Source organism: Pedobacter sp. V48 (assembly GCF_000523515.1).
Lineage (GTDB): Bacteria > Bacteroidota > Bacteroidia > Sphingobacteriales > Sphingobacteriaceae > Pedobacter.
Genome location: NZ_AWRU01000005.1, coordinates 173,023 through 194,619, shown reverse-complemented (window position 1 = coordinate 194,619; position 21,597 = coordinate 173,023). Strand labels below are relative to the sequence as shown.

The window sequence follows — 21,597 nt, the reverse complement described above, 5'->3', positions numbered from 1 at the left end:
ACAAACCAATTATTGTAATCGATCTCTCTATATGCGCCGTTTTCTTATTCTAATTGCCCTTATACTTTTTGCGAAAATTCAGGCTATTGCTCAGGTGATCTATTTAAACGACAACACGCCCTACAGCAATATAGGTAAACAGGTGACGTACTTTGAAGACAAGGCCGCATCACTAACGATCAATGAAGTTAAAGCTTTGGAAAAGGCCGGAAAATTTAAACACAGTGAAACAGAGGTATTAAATCTCGGGAATACAAAGTCTGCATTCTGGATTAAAGTCAATTACGTTAATCAAAGCTCAGGAAAAGCTTATTTAATTGCAGACATGCCTAATATTGAATACATTGATTGTTATGCAGATAACACTGACGGAACCTGGGTTCAGTTCAAATCAGGCTTTTTAATACCCTCAAGTACCCGAGTAAAATCAGAAAACCGCTTTACCTTCAGCTTGCCTCAAAACAGTAATCAAACTAATGTTCAACACATTTTTATAAGGGTAAAATCTGATAATTACCTGCAGTTGCCAATAAAGATGGCTACCTCTGACACTTTAGTTGCGGGTCCAACTTTCAGAGACTATCTGGAGATTGTTTTTATGGGTGTTCTTCTTTCTTTATTTGTGTATAACATTTTCTTATACATGAACATGAGAGACAAATTATACCTCTATTACTGTCTGTATGTGCCTGGTTTATTTATTTATGTTTCTTTGTATTTGAGGGGATATTCGTACCTTCTTAATGCTGAGATAAGGAAGATCATCAACCTCTATCCGCATGCTTTCCTGTCCGTAACAGTTATTTTTGGAATTTTATTTTGTAGACGTTTCCTCAATCTCCGTGTAACTGCCCCCAAGTTTTTAAAGATTTACCGGGCACTCATTTTCTTTTGTGTCATCCTGTTTTTTGTCAGCATTTTTGGATACAAGGGAATAGCGGCTAACTATACGCAGATCTTGATGTTTGTTTCTCCTATCATTTTATGGATTTCAGGATTTGTTGCTTACAGAAGAGGACATACCCCGGCTAAATATTATATTCTTGCTTGGAGCTTCATAGCCCTAGCTATTCTGATTGTTATTCTAACCCTTGCAAAGGTCCTTCCCTTTACAGATTATACTTTTGACCTGCTACCTATAGGCTCAGCAATTGAATTACTATTGCTTTCTTTTGCAATGGGATACCGTTATAACGCAGTAATTAAACGGGAACAGCAGACAAGAGATGAAAACCTGATGCTGGTAAGCGATCAGAACTTACGTTTGGAGCACATAGTTAAGGAGCGCACATTAAAACTCAGTGACACGATAACGGAACTGGAACTTTCCAATTCTGTAAAAAACAAGCTATTCTCTATCATAGCACATGATCTTAGAAGTCCTTTTAACAGTCTGACGGGCATCTTTGCGCTTAAGGACATGGACATGCTAACGCTCGAAGACTATAAAATGCTGTTAACAGAGAATCAAAAGCACATTGAAACGATCAACAGTTCTTTAAATAACCTTTTGTATTGGGCAAGGCGACAAATGGAGGTGGTAAATAGTGTACCCACTACATTTGATCTTAAACCTTTTATAGAAAAATTGCTTTTGGTTTATCTGCCGCTGATCCATAAGAAAGGGATTGTCACAGCGATCAATTTATCGGAACCTTTTTCAGCTTATGCAGATGAAGACCATGTACAGCTTATTTTCAGAAATCTGATTGATAATGCGATAAAGTTTACCCCTTCTGGGAATGAAATTGGTATCGCATTAAAAACCCATGGTAATATGGTAGAGATTTGCGTGTGGAATACCATCAATAATCCGGAGCAATTTGATGTTGAACATATTCGAAATCCAAAAGCCGGTGGCGCAACCTACGGAACAGAAAATGAGAAAGGTATAGGTTTGGGCCTAACGCTGATCAGGGAATACATAAAAGCCAATGACAGTAAACTGAACATTGACTTGATAGGAAATAAAGTATCTTTTAGTTTTGATTTACCTCTATCCAGTTCCCGTCTTCTCTGATCAGTTCAATAAGATCATCAAGGGCACGGGCAGCATTTACATTTTTCTTGACAACTTCTTTCCCACGATAAAGCGTTATTTTATCAGGGCCGGTACCTACATATCCATAATCGGCATCGGCCATTTCACCTGGGCCATTTACAATACAACCCATGATACCAATTTTGATTCCTTTAAGGTGATCCGTACGTGAACGAATCAGCTGAGTAGTTTCCTGAAGATCAAAAAGTGTTCGTCCGCAGCTTGGACAAGAGATGTATTCTGTTTTAGAAATGCGTGTACGCGTTGCCTGTAAAATACCAAAACTTGTGGCATTAATTAATGATAAGCCTATGGTTTCATCAGCACTAATCCAGATGCCATCGCCAAGTCCATCGGTAAACAGTGCACCAAGGTCTGTAGCAGCATGCAGCATCAGATCATCAGCACTGATACCAGAATAGGCCCTTTTTACAATAACCGGTATTTGTGAATTATGCTTCATCAGGGATATAAAAAACTCCCTTTGCATAGCCATACCGTGGGCAACAGTAGTTTCTAATACCACAACAACATTACCCTGCAATTTAGAAAGGTCATTATCAGCGCCCTCTTCTGCTTTTATACCAACAAGATTTAAATGCTCGTCTTTAATATCGGCAGTGATATATTCTTCAAATGAAAATAAAGGGTGGCAATTGTTCTTATCCTTTAAATTTAACCAGGTTTGATAGTTATAAATCTGTTTTAGATTACCTGGAAAAGAGAATGAAGGCAATGCATCTCCAAGATACACCATATCAGTTGCCTGATCGGCCATGTTGTATTTATCCAGAACTGCACTATATTTATAGCCAACTGCTGTTAAAAAGTAAGGATCTTTTAAGTTTTCTTTTGATGCATCAATGATCACTACAGGGTGATGATGACCGCCAATATGTTGTACTGGTTGCGTATGCCTGCGGTTGTATTGGTAAGGATTATAGGGAAGATCTTTTACAGTAATACTTTCTGGTTGACCTGCAATAATTTCATTATTTAACAGTGCCCTGGTTTCATATCTTAAAGCCAATGCTTTTGCAACAGGAGCTTCAAATTCAGGATCCTCGGTTAAAGAAACCCGAATGGTATCGCCCAGTCCATCTTCAAGTAATGTTCCAATACCCACTGCTGATTTAATGCGGCCGTCTTCTCCATCGCCTGCTTCAGTTACCCCCAGGTGTAAAGGATAGTTCATGCCTTCCTTTACCATGGTCTCTACCAGTAAACGGTATGCCTGAACCATGACCTGTGTATTACTGGCTTTCATAGAGATAACCAGATTGTAATAATTCTGATCCTCGCACATGCGGATAAACTCCATTGCCGACTCAACCATACCCCTTGGGGTATCGCCATAATGGCTCATGATACGGTCTGACAACGATCCATGGTTGGTACCTATGCGCATAGCCGTTCCATATTCTTTACAGATCTTTACCAGCGGTGTAAATTTCTTATATATGCGTTCCAGCTCGGCTTGATAGGCTTGCTGCGTATATTCAATGTTTTCGAAGCGTTTCTTATCTGCATAGTTACCCGGATTTACCCTCACTTTTTCTACGATGCGGGCCGCAGCTTCAGCGGCATTTGGCGTAAAGTGGATATCGGCAACCAGTGGCACATTGTAACCCCTGAATCTTAACTCTTTTTTAATGTTAGCAAGGTTTTCTGCTTCCTTCATACTTGGGGCAGTAATACGAACATATTCGCAACCAGAGTTTACCATTCTAATGGTTTGCTCAACTGTACCTAAAGTATCCATGGTATCAGTTGTGGTCATCGATTGAATACGGATTGGATTTAATCCCCCCATAGGAATATCCCCGATACTCACCTCTCTGGTTAGAAATCTTGAATATTGGGTCAAACTGTTACAATACCCGCCGTTTAACTCTTTCTGTAACGCACTCTGATCAAATACTTTTTCCATGACTTGCTAATGTGCTACAAAGATAAAGATTATGTTTATAACTCTTGGTCAGATCAACCGGTCTTTTATTACCAGTGTTTCGGCTGCCAAATCATGAAAGCACTGTTGCTTTTTATTCAAAAAGCTGTATAAGTAGCCCAAAAAGAAAGGAGCTACCGATAGTATTTTAGCGGCATTTCGGCCATAGGCATTATTTAAACTGATCCTGTTTCCGCCCAGATCTGTAACTTTAATATTAATTAATCGCTTACCAATGGTAGCTTGCTTATCAGATGCTTCGGCAATGCTGCTATAAATAAATTTAGCAATAGAAATCAGGGGCAATCCTGTCAGTGAGACCATAATCCGCTGCGTTTTTTCTTCTACAAACATGAAACTGATTAATACCAGTAGCACATAGCCCAGAGTTAAGAAAAAATAATCTATAACAGAGGCTAGCAAACGCTGATCAAAGGAAGCAAAGTATTGGGGGGCTGTTTTCTGAAAGGTAAAACCAAGAAGCTCACGCAGTTCTTGCAACTCGTGAGCTTCTTTATAATCGTCCATCCCAGGCTTCCTGATAAAAGTTCCCGGAAGGATATTTAGTGACTTTAATTGTTCTAATTGATATGGCCCTTCAGGCTTTCCGTTAATTACAACGGTATATTCAATTTCGTTCTTACTTTCCATTCTAAGAGTTAGCTTGTCGCAATTTAAGCGCGATAAATCGATTAATAACGATTTACCTCAAAGCTACTCAATCCTCCATCTAAATTGATAAATATCTTTTTAGCTGAAGCTTTATAATTCGGTGTTTCGTAAGTGCCGTCTTCTAATTTGGTGAAACCTGTAAAATCTCTTGATGAAAGTCCGGTTTTGGTTTTAATCCTGCATCCCGAATTTGTTGGGATTTTGATTTTAACATCTGCAACACCTGTTTTCACATTTACATCTGTAATGGGCAGCAAATCTCCAATCTTAATATCAAGTGCAGCGGCACCACCATCAAAGTTGAAAGCGCGCACTTTGTATTCCGAGAGATCGAAATTCACTTCTCCGGCCCCCATGTTCATATGGATTTCCCAGGTAGGTTTAATGTTTAATTTCATTTTAACATCATTCCCCCCGTCACCCATATTCCATTTCGAATTGCCCTTCATTTTAAAGTTCACTGTAGTGATACTATCAGTTTTTTCTGTTTGCAATGAAAAGGTTCCTCCTCTTTTCTGTACATCTGCAGTAATTAAACTATCTGTAGGTCCTTTTAGGTCGAAAGATGTTCCACCCCCAGAAACATTCAAAACAGTTTTAGTAGAGGCAGAATCGGTAAAAGGATGCGAGAAGCTTAAGTGTTCAGTATCGTTGTTATCAAAATCTACACTGTCCTCAATGTTAACATCCGCCCATCTTTTACTCTCAGGAGTTTGTTGACCTTTGTAAAACAAAACACCTAAGGTTACAACAAGGATTGCGATAGATACTATTCCACCTATCTGGGATTTATTTCTGTTAAAAAGAATATTTACACCTGCGATGATTAAAAATATTGGCCAGAAACGCCAAACATTGCGCCAGTAAAAATCAATTATATGAAAATTTTCTAAAAGGAGTACCCCACCTATAAAAAGCAGTACTATACCCCACATTATTCTATCCAGTTTCATCTTATATATCTTTTTTGGTGAATCTATCGTCTGTATTACTTTCGCCAGTATTTGAATTTCCTGGTATGTCTGTTGGTGTAGGTGGAGGGCTTACAGGATCAGTTGTTGGTCCTTCCTGAGGATTTTGTTTCTTCCACTCTTCCCAGGCATCTTTTCTTTTAGATTTAAGAATAAAGCTTACCCCAATGGCAACAAATACAAGTGGCCATAACTTGCCTATACTAAACCAGAAAGGGATAATATTAAACTCATTCATCAGAAAATACAGACCTATTACCAGTAAAAACAATCCCCCTACGGTTCGTCCTGTATCACTTTTCTGATAGGGTTTAAATTCAGGCTGTTTCGGTTCCGCAGTAAAACCGGCATCACTTACTGTAGATGAAGTCCATGCTTGTGACTGCGATGAATTTGATGTTTCCGGGGTTTGATACGGCTGCGAAAACGCATTTGGCGAGTTAAAAGGGTTATTCTGTGGTCCTTTATAAAACTCATTGAATTTTGAAAATCTTTTTGTCGGATCGTTATTCACAGGTACCACAATCCACATGATGATATACACCAAAATCCCTGTTCCAACTAAAAAGATGGTTGAGAGTACGAACAATAATCTGATTATCGTCACATCCACCTCCATGTACTCCGCAACTCCAGATGATACACCTGCAATTACTTTCTCATGCTCATTTCTAAATAATCTCTTGTCCATAATATATTTCCTCCTATATTTTAAAACTGTATCGGCTTTATAGTTATCTCATCAACATTTACGCCACCGCTTAAATTTAAAATGGTGTATATGGTATTCGCAATATCTTCTGGTTGTACAAAACGATCAGCCGGGATTTCTGTTCCCTCCCACGATGATGTTAGTGTTGAACCTGGCAATACAGCTGTTACCTTAACGTTGTATTTTGATAATTCCTCCCTAAATACACTATTAAGACTTAGCAATGCTGCTTTAGTTACACTATAGCTACCTGCATTTTCTGCATTTTGTTTACTGGCTACTGAACATATGTTAAAAATGTGGCCTGATTGCTGTGTGCGCATCATTTTACCAAAAAACTTTGATAAGTAATAAGCTGCGTTAAGGTTCAGATTTATTTGCTTTTCCAGCTGATCATCAGCCTCATCAAGTATAGAACCTTGCAAAAACATGCCCGCATTATTCACTAACACATCTGCCTCCGGCATCTCTTTTTTTACGGCATTACAAAATGCATATACATCTTCTTTAATGCTGCAATCTGCCTGATAAGTAAATATTTTAACGCCTGTACACTTTAACTCTTCTGCAAAACTATCCAGTTCAGTCTTATTTCTTGAACACACTGCTAAATCATATCCACTCTCTGCAAGTTTTATTGCAATGGCCTTTCCAATACCCTTCGTAGCGCCGGTAATAATTGCATTCATTGTTTAAACATGTTTATTTAACACAATAATACAAAAAAGCGCCGCATGGCAAAACATTAATAGCCAAAGATTGGTTAGAAAAAGGGATTACAACGATTTCAACTTTTTATTGTTTCTTTGTAATAATATTGCACAAATACTATAGCTAATTTTTCATTGAATGAATTTCACCAATTTTGGCAGGTACCTACTTTTATTGAAAGCGGTATTTAGAAAGCCCGAAAAGTTTAAAATATACTTGAAGGCCATCTTTAAACAAATGGATTTTGTAGGGGTAGGTTCCCTGGGGCTTATTGCCATTATTTCTACTTTCATTGGAGCAGTAATGACATTACAAATTGCCTTCCAGTTAGTTAGCGACTTCATTCCTAAAACCATTATCGGTTCTGTAAACAGAGATTCAAGTATTCTTGAGCTTAGTCCTACCATTACCGCTATTGTTTTGGCCGGTAAAATTGGTTCTGCAATTTCCTCTGAAATTGGGACAATGCGTGTGAGCGAACAGATTGATGCGCTTGAGATTATGGGAATCAACTCTCCCGGTTATCTTATCCTGCCAAAAATCATTGCAGGGATCACCATGGTTCCTTTATTGGTAATTATGTCTATGTTCCTAAGCATTACCGGTGGGTACATTGGCGGTACTTTATCTGGMRSKSWWTYTSYNNTGYCNAWTAYWNNTCCARKGWANNASTASWRATWWTRRYMMWNAYAYYAWTRKYSWARSMYTKGTWARRRMAWTKGTWTYYGGMKWYAKNATSWYTTMGKWWMMWNGCMKRKSAWGGTTTTTATGTCAAAGGTGGTGCACTTGAGGTAGCCCAGGCAAGTACAAGAGCTGTTGTTGTTAGCTGTATTACTATATTGGCATGTGATTACATTGTAACCCAGTTATTATTATGATCGAGATTAAGGACATACACAAATCGTTTGGCAGCAACAAAGTACTACAGGGAATTTCCGGTAAGTTTGAAGCTGGTGTAACCAACCTGATCATTGGAGGCTCTGGCTCGGGTAAAACCACACTACTTAAATGTATGATTGGCCTGCACCACCCTGAAGAAGGAAGTGTAGAATACGATGGCCGCGAGTTTACCACCATGAACTTCGAAGAAAAGATAGAGATCAGAAAAGAGATAGGTATGCTATTTCAGGGTTCAGCTCTATTTGACTCGATGACTGTTGAAGAAAACATCATGTTCCCCTTAAATATGTTTACCGATCAGGAACGTAAGGAAAAGCTGGAGCGTGTAAATTTCTGTTTGGAACGTGTAAACCTTGAAGGAAAAAACAAGCTGTTTCCTGCGGAACTTTCCGGTGGCATGAAGAAACGTGTGGGTATTGCCCGCGCTATTGCCATGAACCCAAAGTATTTGTTTGTTGATGAGCCAAACTCTGGACTTGATCCTAAAACTTCGATTGTAATCGATGAGCTGATCAAAGAGCTTACTGAAGAATACAACACGACAACCATAGTTGTTACTCATGATATGAACTCAGTAATGGGCATCGGCGACTATATTCTTTTCTTGCACGAAGGCAAGAAATTCTGGGAAGGTTCTAACAAAGAAATTGCCCATACTGAAATTCAAGAACTAAATGATTTCGTTTTTGCAAGCCGCTTTATGAAGGCTGCAAAAGGAAAGTTTTAATATATAATTATGATAAGCCTGCTAACACCCACGCATTGGAAAGATTATGAGCTGATTGATTGTGGTGATTTTGAAAAATTAGAACGTTTCGGTAACCTGGTACTGTCCAGACCTGAGCCCCAAGCGGTATGGAAAAAGACCTTGTCTGAGCAAGACTGGAAAAAACAAACACACATCCGATTTAAAGGCCGCTCTGCTACCTCCGGAGAATGGGTTAAAAACTCGGCTCATTTGCCAGACCGATGGAATGTTGAATACAAAAATGATGATGTAAGTATTAACCTCCGGTTAGGATTAACCTCATTTAAACATGTTGGCGTTTTCCCTGAACAGGCGGTAAATTGGGACTATATCTCTTCATCAATAAAGAAATTTAAAACGCCAAGCCCTAAAGTATTAAACTTATTTGCCTATACCGGTGCTGCATCGTTAATTGCGAAAGCTGCCGGAGCAGACACTACTCACGTTGATTCTATTAAACAAGTGGTCAACTGGGCTAATGAAAACCAGGAGCTCTCTAAACTTAAGGATGTGCGATGGGTAGTTGAAGACGCCTTAAAGTTTGTAAAAAGAGAGCTTAAACGCGGTAAAAAATATAACGGAATTRKMWWASRYMMWCCTGNNMTTYTKGNMAWSRSSMRAATKGYRWKWRMWGGMAACTNNGGNNAWKAMMWTANYTSAGGRAATGANNTNKYARKMWGWTKYTCNKWTGCTTGATGAAGAAGAACACTTTTTGATCTTAAACACTTACTCATTAGGTTTTTCTTCTGTTATTGTAGAGAATCTGATTAAAACTTCATTCCCTCAGGTAAGAAATCTTGAAACAGGAGAATTGTATTTGCAGGCAACTTCGGGTATTAAATTACCATTGGGAGTTTTTGGAAAATTCAATACTTTCAAATAAAGAAGTGGTACACACCGTCATCCCGAACGAAGGAATTGATTTTAAAAATAAAAAAAGGCGCCGGGACCTAAACCGACGCCTTTAAAACACACTTAAACCCAGTAACACCTTACTGCTTAAGTTTCTTTTGCTGTTTATGCAATTACAGCTAATTCATTTGCGATCACTCTCCAATTCTCATTTTCAGGAATACCAGGTTTACGTTTTCCAAAAAACTGAACAATGATGTTCCCTTCTTTATCAAATACTTCGACACTGGTTACAATACCATCATCTGTTGGCTTTTTAACTAACCATACGTTGGCAATCCCATCTTCACGAAGGTGCATGTTAAATTCAGGATCAAGAACGTTAAACCACGGACCTGTCTGAACCAGTTTCTTTACAAGGCCGGTATGAATCTGGATACAGCCCGCATTTGAGGTAAAAACCATTATTTCCAGATCAGTTTCTGATGCTCTGGTTAAAATTGCTTTCAAAGAATCGGTTGTAATTTGTGTAGCAAGGCCTTCCGGTGCTAAACGCAAACCCTGTGTACGACTTAACCCATGGGTTCTTAATAAACCATGAAAATCGTGCGTATCCTTTAGTGCCAGCCATTCCTTTTTAAATGCTTCGGCATCAACTTCCTGATCTGGTTTTTCTACCACGGCCACTTTCTCGGTAATTATTTCCAGTGCAGCACGCTGATCTTCGGCCGTGTATTTTTTAACCAATACCTCATAAGCGTCAGCATCACTCGTATCGGTTAAGTAGATTTTGTGTACCGCCTCTCCATCCTTGCCAAAAAACTGGAGACTTTTACGGTCATTCTCATTAACAGCAAAGGCCGATTTCCATGCGCTCATAAATAACCGCAAATCAATATCAGGATTTACTGCCAACCCCATCATTCCTTTGAAAGATACTTTTTTATAGATTCCTTTACGTTCATGAACACAAAAGTCATTACGTGTTAAAGCCATTACATAACCTAAGCTTTCAACTTCTTTTAATATTTCCTGGAACTGGTCCTGCAAACGGATAGCTGTTGAATTTACAGTTGTTGCAATTAATTCAGCTTCGCTGGTACCAAGTTGTTTTGCTACATCTCTGATACGGACTTTTGGGTTTTCTGTTTTAAAGGCTTCCCACTGGCTTTTTAAATCTAATATCTTTTCCATTTTATCCTGTTTTAATTAATTCGTTTCATTTTAAATTGAGGTGTATTCATGATACACCTTTTTTAGCTTACACTAGTAGCTGGTATAACCAGCGGACAATTATAATCTTCGCATGCCATTAGCTTTACTTTAATGCTAAAAGTCTCATGGATATTATCACAATTGATCACTTCAACAGGCATCCCTTCGGCTACTTTTTTACCATTTTTCAGCATCAATATTCTGTCTGCAAAGCGAGAAGCATAGTTGATATCATGCAAAATGCAGATCACGCAATACCCCCTATCGGCCAGTTTACGCGCCAGCACCATAATCTGCTGCTGAAACTGAATATCAAGACCGTTTGTAGGCTCATCTAATAACAAACAAGCATTCGGACTATCATAAACCTGTGCAATAACCCTCGCCAATTGAACCCTTTGTTGTTCACCCCCTGAAAGCGTATTATAATCTCGGCCCGATAAATGGCTTATTCCTGTATCCTGCATCACTCTTCTTACTACCGAAAAATCATTTGCAGCTGGCTTCTGATCAAAATGTGGATACCTTCCCATCATTACCAGTTCATCGACAACAAAAGAAACTGAAATGGTATTGTGCTGAGAAAGCACAGCTCTTGTCTTTGCCAGGTCTTCAAGCCTGTAATTCATCAGCTCTTTTCCCTTAATAAACACCTTACCTGCCGATGGCCTTATCTCTCTGCAAAGCAATTTCATTAAAGTACTTTTACCAGCACCATTAGCCCCTAAAATAGCCAGCATTTCGCCAGAGTGAGCCTCAAAGCTCAACCCATCTACCAATTTTCTGTTTCCTACTTTATAGGTAAGTTCTTCTACTCGGATCATCTATAGGTTGTTTTTATTTTTCTCAGAAATAATAATATATATAAATACAGGCACACCAATCATTGCAGTCAATATGCCTATTGGAAGTTCCGCCGGAGCCACTATTGTTCTTGCAATAAGATCCGCCCCGGTTAATAAAGCCCCACCAAGTAATGCTGATCCTGGAATTACCAATCTATGATCAGCTGTAAATGTCATCCTTATTATATGTGGAATAATTAAACCGATAAATCCAATAATTCCAGCCATGGCAACAGAAGCACCTACAGCCATGGTCGCCAGGATAATGATCATCCGTTTAACTACTTTAACATTTACACCCATATGCAACGCCTGGGGTTCTCCAAGAGCCAATGCATTTAAAGACTTGGCAAAAAAAGGAAGGGTAACAATAGGTATTAAAACAAAGGGTAACAATGCACTTACAGTTTGCCAGCTGGCACCGCCTAAACTTCCAAGGTTCCAAAAAGTAATGTTTCTTAATTGTGCATCGGTAGCCATGTACGTCATTAATCCAATAAACGAATTTGCCAATGCATTAATTGCCAATCCGGCCAGTAATAAAGTTGTGATAACCGTTTTACCATTCTTCATCGCAATGCGATAAACGATCATTGTAGTGATACCCGCACCTATAAATGCTGCAATGGATAAGGCGTAAAAACTTAATGTACCTGTAAGGTTTTTAAAGATGTTGACCTCAAGCACGATCATAATTACAGCAAACAATGTCGCACCCGATGATATTCCTATTAAACCAGGTTCTGCAAGGGGATTGCGAAATAAACCCTGAATAGCAGCTCCAGAAACGCCCAATGCAGCGCCAATAAGACTACCCAACAGTACTCTTGGCAAACGAAGATTAAAAAACACAGATTCCTGTTGCGAAGTAAAACCCTGGTGATCGGATAATCTTGTATGGTAACTTATAATAGACAACAGTTCTGAGAAACTGATATCCACAGCACCAATGCAAGAAGAAACCACCATGGTTACCACCAGAACTACCGCAAGCAGTACAATAATATATCCTGTTTTTTTAATCACCCCTATTTTCTCTATTTAACCGCGTTGTTGATTTTATCAGACAGCTCTGTTATTGCCTTACCTAAACGCAAACCAAAACCGGTCAACAAAGCACCATCCATAGTGATGAACTTCTTGTTTTTACCTGCATTTGTTTGGGCTATACCCTGAACTGTTTCCAAACCTTGCGTACCGCCTAAACTTTGCAATCCGTCATCAAACAACAAGATTACATCGGGGTTAGCTTTAACAAGTGCTTCGGAGGTTAAAGGCTTATATTCAGAAAATCCGGTTACTGCATTTTGTGCTCCGGCTAATTCAATCACTTTATCTACTTGTGTACCTAAGCCGCCAACCATCATCGTTCCAGTACCGCGGGCATAAATAAACAGCACTTTAGCTTTTTTTGTATTGGTTATTTGCTTTTGAGCAGCTGCTACTTCCGTATCAAATACCTTAATTAAGGAATCTGCCTTGGTTTGCTGCAATAAGCTATCGCCAACGGAGCGGATTAAATTCTTAGCCCCATCTAGTGAGAATTCTTGCTTAAACAATAATAATTTAATGCCCGCAGTTTTAAACTGGGTGGCAAGCTGTGGAGATACTTCTTTGTCAATAGCAACAACGACATCAGGTTGAAGCGACAAAACGCCCTCGACATTGATCTTACTATTGTGGCCTACCTTAGGCTTGCTTTTTAAGCTTTCAGGATAGCTGCTTGTTATATCCGTTCCTACAATGTTTTTTTCTAAACCCAGTCCTGCAACTATTTCACTTACAGTTCCATTTAAAGAAACAATCTTCACACTATCCGGCAGTTGCCTGCCTGTGTTATTTTCGGTAGTGTTTCTGCATGCACTAAACATGGCAACAGCAACCATCAACAATACTATTTTTTTCATAATAAGTGTTTAAAAAGAGGAGCTTTCGGGGGGGCCGAAAGCATCCTCATCTAACCAAACTAAACCAAACTTTTATCCTTTTTTAACGAGTTTATATTCTACTACAGGCTTGCCGCGCACCCCACCGTCGCTTGCATGAAAACTGTTAAATTTCAATTTATATATGTTACCGGCGCCATCTTTTACAATGTAAAACGAATCAGTTTTTACACCTACTGCGGTACCGGTTGTATTTCTCCATTTATCGCCGATCGCATCTCTGTTTGCACTGAAGGTTAAAGCACTAAGGTTTGACTCAGAAAAATCAGCGTAACTTACTGCAGAAGTTTTAACCTGCGCCACCTGTACACCATTAAGGCTATTTGTAAAAACGATATCTGAAAAGCTATATGGGAAAATACCATCCGCATTTGTGCCATAATACATGGTCCAGGTCCATACCAGGTCCCAGTTGGCTTTTACAGGCTCTACGTTTACCGCTTTTCCATCAGTAAGAGAGAAAAAGCTATAGTTAGAATTTGCATCCTTAACAATATCGACAGATTTAAAAGTAGTTTCCTTTAGCTTGGCATATTCCAAAGTATATCCGTTGGCCTTACGAAGAACCCTTACCTTGTAAACAGTCTGTGCACTTATTACTGAGCTATGACTACCACCAACCGGACTAACTATGTATACCTTATTTTCTGAATCTGTTGCCGAGATGGTTTCAATTACTGTTTTATTAAGGATGCTGGTTTCTCTGGGATCATCAAATTTCTTGAATTCAACTTCAGCCTTAGCTCCTGTCTCACCAAGCGCAATTGTTAAATCAGACAGGTTAAAATCGGATTCAGTTACGGCATTTAAATCTGTCTTCTCTAATTTCTTTGCCGATGCCCCTGAAGTTCCGTTCAGAACAACTTTAAAATCATTACCAGAATAAAAACCTAAAGCCCAGCTGTTACGAAGCACTTCTGTTTGTTGGGCCCCACTTAAATCTACATAAACGCTGTTTGCAGCACTGCTGCCGGCTTCGGCACCAGCTATTCCATTCAGGGTTAATGTCGTCCCATCCGATACCGGAACCTCCACTATTGGATCCTGATCTTTACTGCAAGAAGTAAAGACTGTAGCAAAACACAATAGGGCAATGAGTTTAGTAATTTTGTTCATGATTTTATACGTTTATAATAATTAATAATCTAATTCTTGTTCCAGTTAAAACTTAACCCTACTACATAGGAGCGCCCATAATTCAATGGCACCGGACCACCCGTTGAGTGTGCCGAACCAGTTGCAACCGATGTGCTGCTAATGGTAGTTACATCGAACAGGTTTTTAACTCCTGCATTCAGATTAAGAGATTTAAATATTTTTTTATTGATCATCAGGTCGGCAGTGCTGTAAGAACCTGTTTTTTCAAGACTAACCCGATCAATTCCACTAACCGTATTTAGTTGATAAAAAGGTCTTCTCCCCGAAAACTTATATGCCAGATTTACAGTTGTGCCAATCTTGGAAAAGGTGTAAGTGATGTTGCTGTTCACCTCAGGAGTCCATGCAAATTCATCAGATTCACCGGGCTTGGGAGCATCGGCTACAAACCGGTTATTAATACCGATATAGGAAAGCCCCAGGGAAACCTGAAAATCATTAAGCGTTAAAGTGTTTTCAAAAGTCCCTCCCGTCGTTTTGTAGCGTGAAACGTTTATAAGGGTGGTAATTGTAGGGTCAGCAGCGGAAAGACCAAAATCTATTCTGTTTCTGAAAGTATTATAAAAGCCACTTACAACGGAGCGGAAATCAGTATGCTCATTATGCAACCTGGTAAAAGTCAGCGATCCGGTAAAACTATGTGACTGTTCTGCTTTAAGGCTTTGGTTTCCTAAAATAGAATGGCTGGCATCAAAGAAGTCGTAGTACAGTTCGCGTAAGGCAGGCGAGCGGAAACCGCTTGCATAACCCAAACGTAAATCAATATCTTTATTTAACCTGAATTTTGTATTAAGAGATGGAATTACAGGAGGTGCATCGTAAACTGAGTTTTTTATAAAGCGGACACCTGGTCTTATGGTTACACCATCTGTAACCTTCCACTCAGAAGATACAAAGAAAGCATAATCATTAATAGAAGGATCTCCCTTAATTCTTGCCCCACTTGAACCATCCAGATTAACCTCTATACCAGGTTGAAAAGACCACCTATCTGATAACCTATATTGGGCGGTTGCACGAACCGATGTGGATTGGAATTTAGATATATCCTGCTCGCCGGCACCAGTAGACAATTCTTCCTTTCCTGTAGAATAGTCGTGCAATACACTTCTGGTAGTACGCTTTAAGTTAGCATAACCAAGTATGCCACTAAGCTGTAATTTATCAGTTAGCTTATAGTCACCCTGTATTTGCTGGGTGTACCTGTTGGTGATGTATTTTTGATTAACAGCTTTAAAAATGTTTGGGTTATAGCCGCCCTTGCTTAAAATAGTCTCATCAGCATAATCTATCCGGTACCATACATTTAATTTATCACCATTATAACCCAGACGGCCATTTCCCAACCATTGTTCTTTAGGTTTCCAGCGATTAATATCAGCAGCTATCTGTGCGGCAGTAGCCAAAGCAGGTGCACTGTTAAAACCATTAAAATCGTTATGTGTTACACCCCCAAGGGCAGTCCAGCCGTTATTTTGCCAACTTGCACCTACGTGTTGCAAGTGAGACCCTTTTTTACTGAACGCAGAATATTCATTGCCCACTGTTTCCTCTTGCACCCTCGCATTGAGGCTTAATGTTTCTTTAACTGCTCTTTTTGTAATGATATTAATTACACCTGCCAGTGCATCGGTACCATAAGAAACCGAAAGTGGTCCTTCTACTATCTCTATGCGCTCAATGGAGTTGATGTCTATTTGATTTAAACTCTCTCTGGTGTCTCCCCTGTCTATCATAGGTACGCCATCTAAAAGAATCTTAACGTTTCTGCCCGACATGCCCATTAAAGTTACGTCGCTTGTACCTAGCGCCATGTCATTAGAAAACCTGAACCCTAACTCTGTATTTAACACTTGCTGAATGTTTGTTGCAGCACGCAAGCGAATACGCTCTGAATTAATAACACGTGTTCTGTAAACTGAATTTCTTAATGATTGAGGCTGATATTCGCCCGTAACGACAACTTCCTTTAGAGAATTGGCTGCTGTATCGCTTTTCAATTTCCTACCCGCATCTTTCTCTTGTGCTTGTGTTGTTGAAACGATAAAAAATACAACCATTATTAGTAATCCAATTCTCATTAACCGATCTATTTAGAATAATTTTAAATAACACCACAAGTATAGGAACTTATTTAGACTAATTACAAATAATAAATAGAAAAATTTTAATTAACCCTGATAACCAGCTTTTTTATTACTGTGTATAGTGGTATACTTGTAAAAAATTTTATTGTCGGCTAGGAACTGACATTTACATCTTATCTTACCATAAAAAACAAGTATAAAAAATGAAATTATCTCATCTAGCAGGGATGCTTTTAGTCGGAATGGCTTCAATTGGTGTATTTATAAGCTGCACCTCGGACATTAAAAAGGCCAATGGCCAAACAAAAGATGCTCCTGGAGATTCGACAGCAACCGAAACAAAAGAAGATTTGCGGGGACCGATTGACACTGCAAAGTATGATGCAATTATGGCAAAGTTAGCCAATGGGGATACAACAGGTAAATGGCCGGTTAAAAAACAACCGTACCCACTTGCAGGTGCTATACTACCATTTAAACGTATTGTGGTTTATTATGGAAATTTGCACTCTAAAAAAATGGGGGCCCTGGGCGAATATGCTCCAAAAGAGATGTGGAAAAGATTGGATGCTGAAGTTAAACATTGGGAAAAAGTTGACCCTACTACTCCCGTACAGCCAGGTTTACATTACATTGCTGCTGTAGCAAGTGGTACGCCGGGCAGAGATGGCAAATACATCAACCGTATGGCCAACTCACAGATTGACTCTGTATTGAGCATCGCTAAAATGCGTCCTAATACCATCGTATTTTTAGATTTACAGGTAGCACTTAGTAACATCAAGGCAGAGTTGCCACATATAGAAAAATACCTGCAACTACCATTTGTGCATTTAGGTATAGACCCTGAGTTTTCTATGAAAGACGGTTCGCTGCCAGGTAAAAAAATCGGAACTTATGATGCTGCAGATATCAACTATGTTTCTCAGTATTTAACTAATCTTGTAAAGAAATACAATTTACCTCCAAAAGTATTCGTGGTTCACCGTTTTACAAAAAAGATGGTTACCAATTCTCAAAACATAAAACTTCGTCCGGAAGTTCAAATTGTAATGCATATGGATGGATGGGGTGAACCAGAGCTTAAAAAAGGAACTTACCGTCACTTTATTTTCTCTGAGCCTGTTCAGTTTACTGGTTTCAAATTATTCTATAAAAATGATTTGAAAAAAGATCCTAAGCGCTTAATGACTCCTGAGGAATTGATGAAACTGAAACCTGTTCCGGTTTACATTCAATACCAATAAACGATATAAAGATTTAAAAAATGGGAGCATTTAAAAATGCTCCCATTTTTTATTTACGATTAATATGAAAACGCTACTGACCTTTCCGGATTATCAAGTTTGGTGCTTTTTCGCTTTCCGTTGACCGTTGCATGAATCATATTGATCTGTGAATCATGCTGTTCAAACAGTATGTTGTTTTGAATATCTAGTTTTTGTATGCTTTCAATTTTTTCGCTTTCAAAATAGCACCAGGCGGCATCTTCTTCAATTTGATATCCCAGGTATTTTAGGGTGAGCGATTTGTTATCAGCCTTAATCTGCAAATGGCTTTTTATGTAATCGGAAATGAGCCCGTCTACCTGTTTACGATCTTTAGGTTTCAAAATGTTGATATTTGTTTTATAACGTTTATCAAGAGCATTTTCAAAATCATCAAAAAATACACGCACACTTACCTGTACAGTTTTCGTTTTTTGGTTATGATCTACCTCGGTTACGCTAACGTAAAACGGATGAAAAATATTTAACCAAAAAAATAAAATAAGTTGTAACATTTTGTATAGGTAGATATAAAATAGAATAATTCTTGCTATTCTGTATTCAAAATTACAACTTTAAACTATAATGCAAGATTTCAATCTCTATTTTGATCTTGGCTGGCACCATATTTTAGACTGGAAAGGCTACGATCACATACTTTTCTTACTTGCTCTTTGTGGTGTATATACCCTCTCCGATTGGAAAAGAGTACTAATTTTGGTTACCGCATTTACCGTGGGCCACAGCATTACTTTAGCCCTGAGTGTGTTAAATGTTGTGCATGTAAACACCGCACTTATAGAATTTTTAATTCCGGTTACAATTATGATAACTGCATTAGCTAACATCTTTAATAAAAAACCGAAACCCAAGGCCATAAGGCTAAAATATACATTAGCACTCATCTTTGGATTAATACATGGCATGGGTTTCTCTAACTACCTAAAAAGTCTGCTTGGCAAAACTACCAACATCGTTGTGGAGTTACTTGCCTTTAACCTTGGGTTGGAATTTGGGCAAATACTAATCGTTTTCGGTGTACTCATCCTGTCATTTATCCTTATTATGATCGTAAAAATTAAGCGGTGGGACTGGAATTTCTTCCTTTCATCCGCTATATTTGGGATATCATTTGTAATGGCGGCCGAACGCTTACCTGCAATCCTTAACTAACGAAATGAAGAAACTGTTACTTCTAACTGCTGCATTGCTTTTTAATGCTTCCATATACGCACAATCATTAAATAATCCGGGTTCAAACCACGGGAATAAATTTGAACAGTTGGGTACAATGCTTTCTGATCCAAATTATTACCGCTCTGCATCTGGGGCACCAGGGCCTGCTTATTGGCAACAAAGGGCAGATTATGAAATTAATGCGGAACTGGATGAAAAGAACCTTCGTTTAAATGGATCTGAAACGATCACTTATTATAATAATTCGCCAGATCCTTTAAGTTATTTATGGGTTCAACTTGATGAGAATCAGAATAAAGCCACAAGCGATAATAAGCTTACACAAACCAGCAAAATAAAAGAGAAGATGACATTAGATGACTTCTCTGATATTATTGGCCGTAATGATGATCTCGGTGTGAAAATCATTAAAATTACCGATGAGAAGGGTACTCCTCTTCCCTACGTGATCAACAATACGATGTTACGGATTGATTTGCCTGTGGTGCTTAAACCTAAGGAAAAATATAAGTTAAAAATCACATGGAATTACAACATCTCTGATCGTAAGATTGTCCATGGAAGAGGTGGTTATGAGTATTTTCCTCAGGACGACAATTATTTGTTTACCATTACACAATGGTTTCCACGCCTGGCTGTTTATTCTGATTTCCAGGGATGGCAAAACAAGCAATTTGAAGGCAGAGGTGAGTTTGCCCTGGTTTTTGGGAACTACAAGGTAAACATGACTGTTCCGGCTGACCACGTAGTTGGGGCAACAGGCGAATGCCAGAACTACCCGCAGGTTTTAAGCGCAACCAGCTTAAAGAGATGGAATGAAGCACAAACAGCAAAAGCCCCCCTGGAAATTATAAACCTTAGCGAGGCAAAATCAGCTATTACAAAAAAGGCTACCGGGAAAAAGACATGGACTTATGTGGCCGAAAATGTAAGGGATTTTGCGTGGGTATCCTCAAGAAGGTTGGTTTGGGATGCTATGGCAACTTACATCGACGGAAAAAAAACAATGGCCATGTCATATTATGGCCCTGAAGCTTATCCGATATACAGCAGGTATTCAACCAAGGTAGTAGCGCATACTTTAAAATCATATTCTAAACACACCATTCCTTATCCATATCCTGTTGCAATATCTGTTGAAGCCTCTAATGCAATGGAATATCCTATGATCTGCTTTAATCATGGTCGTGCGGAAAAAGACGGATCGTACACAGAGTCTCTTAAATATGGTGTAATCAGTGTAATTATCCACGAGGTAGGTCATAATTTTTTTCCTATGATTGTAAACTCCGACGAAAGGCAATGGACCTGGATGGATGAGGGTTTAAATACTTTTTGCCAGTTTATGGCAGAGCAGGAATGGGACAATAATTATCCCTCTCAACGAGGACCGGCGCATAAGATTGTAGACTACATGAAAATGCCGAAAGATCAGTTGGAGCCGATTATGACTAATTCCGAGAACATTGTAAATTTCGGTCCTAATGCCTACGCCAAACCAGCCACAGCGCTAAATATTTTAAGAGAAACCATAATGGGCAGGGAGCTTTTTGATTATTCTTTTAAAGAGTATGCAACGCGATGGGCATTTAAACACCCTACTCCTGCCGACTTGTTCAGAACAATGGAAGATGCTTCGGCAGTAGATCTTGACTGGTTTTGGAGAGGTTGGTTCTTTAGCACTGATCCTGTAGATATTTCATTGAATGATGTGCGTTATTATCGTATGAATAGCATGAAACAAGCTATTGAAAATGCAGAAAGCAAGAAAACATACGACAAAGACAACAAATACTTAAGCAGAGAACGTAATAAGGCTGAGGGTATAAAGTTTGCAATTGAGCAGGACACGAGTTTGCTTGATTTTTATAATAAGTTTGATCGCTTTGAAGTCAGTAAAACTGCCGATGAGCAGTTTCAAAGCTATTATAACTCGTTAGGTGCAGAAGAAAAAAAAATCTATGAGAGCAAAAAGAACTTTTACGAGCTCGAATTCTCGAACCTGGGTGGCTTAGTGATGCCATTGATCATTGAATGGACATTTAAGGATGGCAGTAAGGAAACAGATAAAATTCCTGCCTATGTATGGAGAAAGAATGAAAACAAGATAACCAAAGTTTTTGCGAAGGATAAGGAAGTTGTTTCCGTGCAATTAGACCCAAGTAGAGAAACCGCCGACATTGATGAGAGCAATAACTCCTGGCCAAGAAAAAGCCAGTCTACCAGGTTTGAATTATTTAAGGAACAGCAGATGCCTGCAACAAACCCAATGCAGCAATCTAAAAAACAGAACTAATTAAAAAGCCATCTTTCGATGGCTTTTTCA

17 protein-coding genes and 3 pseudogenes are annotated in these 21,597 nt (G+C 38.9%); 8 read left to right on the top strand and 12 right to left on the bottom strand.

Annotation, left to right across the window (positions count from 1 at the left end; genetic code table 11):
- The first annotated feature begins 31 nt into the window (after positions 1-31).
- Positions 32-2,020 (top strand): sensor histidine kinase, encoded by a 1,989-nt coding sequence (locus tag N824_RS04160; protein ID WP_048903877.1) that lies wholly within the window; start codon positions 32-34, stop codon positions 2,018-2,020.
- On the opposite strand, the gene ispG is transcribed toward N824_RS04160, so the two are convergent.
- Genes ispG through N824_RS04135 form a run of 5 tightly spaced genes read right to left on the bottom strand, consistent with a single transcriptional unit; the run spans position 1,980 to position 7,033 of the window.
- Complete coding sequence (gene ispG, locus N824_RS04155) at positions 1,980-3,971, bottom strand: (E)-4-hydroxy-3-methylbut-2-enyl-diphosphate synthase (protein WP_048903876.1); 1,992 nt, start codon at positions 3,969-3,971, stop codon at positions 1,980-1,982. The two genes, N824_RS04160 and ispG, sit on opposite strands and share 41 nt — an antisense overlap.
- A gap of 48 nt (positions 3,972-4,019) precedes the next feature.
- A complete protein-coding gene (locus tag N824_RS04150) occupies positions 4,020-4,640 on the bottom strand; it encodes an RDD family protein (protein WP_048903875.1) in 621 nt (206 codons plus the stop codon).
- A gap of 41 nt (positions 4,641-4,681) precedes the next feature.
- Positions 4,682-5,614 carry a LiaI-LiaF-like domain-containing protein gene (locus N824_RS04145; protein ID WP_048903874.1) on the bottom strand — a complete coding sequence of 311 codons (933 nt, stop codon included), beginning with the start codon at positions 5,612-5,614 and terminating at the stop codon, positions 4,682-4,684.
- A 1-nt stretch (position 5,615) separates the two neighbouring features.
- Positions 5,616-6,323, bottom strand: coding sequence for a PspC domain-containing protein (locus N824_RS04140; RefSeq protein ID WP_084498185.1), 708 nt, complete (start codon positions 6,321-6,323; stop codon positions 5,616-5,618).
- A gap of 20 nt (positions 6,324-6,343) precedes the next feature.
- On the bottom strand, positions 6,344-7,033 hold the full coding sequence (locus tag N824_RS04135) for an SDR family oxidoreductase (protein ID WP_048903873.1): 690 nt from the start codon (positions 7,031-7,033) through the stop codon (positions 6,344-6,346).
- Between the two features lie 160 nt (positions 7,034-7,193).
- Here N824_RS04135 and N824_RS35370 point away from each other — a divergent pair.
- The 4 genes and pseudogenes from N824_RS35370 to N824_RS34010 form a co-directional block, all read left to right on the top strand.
- A pseudogene (locus N824_RS35370) lies at positions 7,194-7,933 on the top strand (MlaE family ABC transporter permease).
- On the top strand, positions 7,930-8,682 hold the full coding sequence (locus N824_RS04125) for an ABC transporter ATP-binding protein (RefSeq protein ID WP_048903872.1): 753 nt from the start codon (positions 7,930-7,932) through the stop codon (positions 8,680-8,682). Before N824_RS35370 ends, N824_RS04125 begins: the two are co-directional and overlap by 4 nt.
- 9 nt (positions 8,683-8,691) lie before the next feature.
- Positions 8,692-9,295, top strand: a pseudogene (locus tag N824_RS38210) (oxidoreductase); the annotation flags it as partial.
- A gap of 99 nt (positions 9,296-9,394) precedes the next feature.
- A pseudogene (locus N824_RS34010) lies at positions 9,395-9,586 on the top strand (oxidoreductase); the annotation flags it as partial.
- Between the two features lie 134 nt (positions 9,587-9,720).
- On the opposite strand, the gene N824_RS04115 reads toward N824_RS34010, so the two are convergent.
- The 6 genes from N824_RS04115 to N824_RS04090 all read right to left on the bottom strand — a co-directional run bounded on the left by N824_RS04115 (position 9,721) and on the right by N824_RS04090 (position 16,800).
- The gene (locus tag N824_RS04115; RefSeq protein WP_048903871.1) at positions 9,721-10,749 is read right to left on the bottom strand and encodes a hemin-degrading factor; all 1,029 of its coding nucleotides are present in this window, start codon (positions 10,747-10,749) and stop codon (positions 9,721-9,723) included.
- A 62-nt stretch (positions 10,750-10,811) separates the two neighbouring features.
- Positions 10,812-11,594 (bottom strand): heme ABC transporter ATP-binding protein, encoded by a 783-nt coding sequence (locus N824_RS04110; protein WP_048903870.1) that lies wholly within the window; start codon positions 11,592-11,594, stop codon positions 10,812-10,814.
- Positions 11,595-12,641: an iron ABC transporter permease gene (locus tag N824_RS04105; RefSeq protein WP_235206982.1), complete on the bottom strand. Its 1,047-nt coding sequence runs from the start codon at positions 12,639-12,641 to the stop codon at positions 11,595-11,597.
- Between the two features lie 11 nt (positions 12,642-12,652).
- The gene (locus N824_RS04100; protein ID WP_084498184.1) at positions 12,653-13,522 is read right to left on the bottom strand and encodes a hemin ABC transporter substrate-binding protein; all 870 of its coding nucleotides are present in this window, start codon (positions 13,520-13,522) and stop codon (positions 12,653-12,655) included.
- A 72-nt stretch (positions 13,523-13,594) separates the two neighbouring features.
- The gene (locus tag N824_RS04095) at positions 13,595-14,677 is read right to left on the bottom strand and encodes an HmuY family protein (RefSeq protein WP_052334051.1); all 1,083 of its coding nucleotides are present in this window, start codon (positions 14,675-14,677) and stop codon (positions 13,595-13,597) included.
- A gap of 29 nt (positions 14,678-14,706) precedes the next feature.
- Entirely contained in the window at positions 14,707-16,800 is a 2,094-nt protein-coding gene (locus N824_RS04090) for a TonB-dependent siderophore receptor (protein WP_048903868.1), read from the bottom strand.
- Positions 16,801-17,009: 209 nt separating this feature from the next.
- Between N824_RS04090 and N824_RS04085 the strand changes: the two genes are divergently transcribed.
- A complete protein-coding gene (locus tag N824_RS04085; protein WP_048903867.1) occupies positions 17,010-18,053 on the top strand; it encodes a hypothetical protein in 1,044 nt (347 codons plus the stop codon).
- A 59-nt stretch (positions 18,054-18,112) separates the two neighbouring features.
- Here N824_RS04085 and N824_RS04080 read toward each other — a convergent pair whose 3' ends face one another.
- Positions 18,113-18,589: a DUF6702 family protein gene (locus N824_RS04080; protein WP_048903866.1), complete on the bottom strand. Its 477-nt coding sequence runs from the start codon at positions 18,587-18,589 to the stop codon at positions 18,113-18,115.
- Positions 18,590-18,659: 70 nt separating this feature from the next.
- Between N824_RS04080 and N824_RS04075 the strand changes: the two genes are divergently transcribed.
- Both N824_RS04075 and N824_RS04070 read left to right on the top strand, forming a co-directional pair.
- Positions 18,660-19,247 (top strand): HupE/UreJ family protein, encoded by a 588-nt coding sequence (locus tag N824_RS04075; RefSeq protein ID WP_048903865.1) that lies wholly within the window; start codon positions 18,660-18,662, stop codon positions 19,245-19,247.
- Positions 19,248-19,251: 4 nt separating this feature from the next.
- Positions 19,252-21,567, top strand: a complete 2,316-nt coding sequence (locus tag N824_RS04070; protein ID WP_048903864.1) for a M1 family metallopeptidase — start codon at positions 19,252-19,254, stop codon at positions 21,565-21,567.
- The last annotated feature ends 30 nt before the right edge of the window (positions 21,568-21,597 follow it).

What these genes read in the sequence shown, in the direction of transcription:
- N824_RS04160 (WP_048903877.1), top strand. Translation starts at nt 32, where the DNA reads ATGCGCCGTTTTCTTATTCTAATTGCCCTTATACTTTTTGCGAAAATT.
- ispG (WP_048903876.1), bottom strand. Translation starts at nt 3,971, where the DNA reads ATGGAAAAAGTATTTGATCAGAGTGCGTTACAGAAAGAGTTAAACGGC.
- N824_RS04150 (WP_048903875.1), bottom strand. Translation starts at nt 4,640, where the DNA reads ATGGAAAGTAAGAACGAAATTGAATATACCGTTGTAATTAACGGAAAG.
- N824_RS04145 (WP_048903874.1), bottom strand. Translation starts at nt 5,614, where the DNA reads ATGAAACTGGATAGAATAATGTGGGGTATAGTACTGCTTTTTATAGGT.
- N824_RS04140 (WP_084498185.1), bottom strand. Translation starts at nt 6,323, where the DNA reads ATGGACAAGAGATTATTTAGAAATGAGCATGAGAAAGTAATTGCAGGT.
- N824_RS04135 (WP_048903873.1), bottom strand. Translation starts at nt 7,033, where the DNA reads ATGAATGCAATTATTACCGGCGCTACGAAGGGTATTGGAAAGGCCATT.
- N824_RS04125 (WP_048903872.1), top strand. Translation starts at nt 7,930, where the DNA reads ATGATCGAGATTAAGGACATACACAAATCGTTTGGCAGCAACAAAGTA.
- N824_RS04115 (WP_048903871.1), bottom strand. Translation starts at nt 10,749, where the DNA reads ATGGAAAAGATATTAGATTTAAAAAGCCAGTGGGAAGCCTTTAAAACA.
- N824_RS04110 (WP_048903870.1), bottom strand. Translation starts at nt 11,594, where the DNA reads ATGATCCGAGTAGAAGAACTTACCTATAAAGTAGGAAACAGAAAATTG.
- N824_RS04100 (WP_084498184.1), bottom strand. Translation starts at nt 13,522, where the DNA reads ATGAAAAAAATAGTATTGTTGATGGTTGCTGTTGCCATGTTTAGTGCA.
- N824_RS04095 (WP_052334051.1), bottom strand. Translation starts at nt 14,677, where the DNA reads ATGAACAAAATTACTAAACTCATTGCCCTATTGTGTTTTGCTACAGTC.
- N824_RS04090 (WP_048903868.1), bottom strand. Translation starts at nt 16,800, where the DNA reads ATGAGAATTGGATTACTAATAATGGTTGTATTTTTTATCGTTTCAACA.
- N824_RS04085 (WP_048903867.1), top strand. Translation starts at nt 17,010, where the DNA reads ATGAAATTATCTCATCTAGCAGGGATGCTTTTAGTCGGAATGGCTTCA.
- N824_RS04080 (WP_048903866.1), bottom strand. Translation starts at nt 18,589, where the DNA reads ATGTTACAACTTATTTTATTTTTTTGGTTAAATATTTTTCATCCGTTT.
- N824_RS04075 (WP_048903865.1), top strand. Translation starts at nt 18,660, where the DNA reads ATGCAAGATTTCAATCTCTATTTTGATCTTGGCTGGCACCATATTTTA.
- N824_RS04070 (WP_048903864.1), top strand. Translation starts at nt 19,252, where the DNA reads ATGAAGAAACTGTTACTTCTAACTGCTGCATTGCTTTTTAATGCTTCC.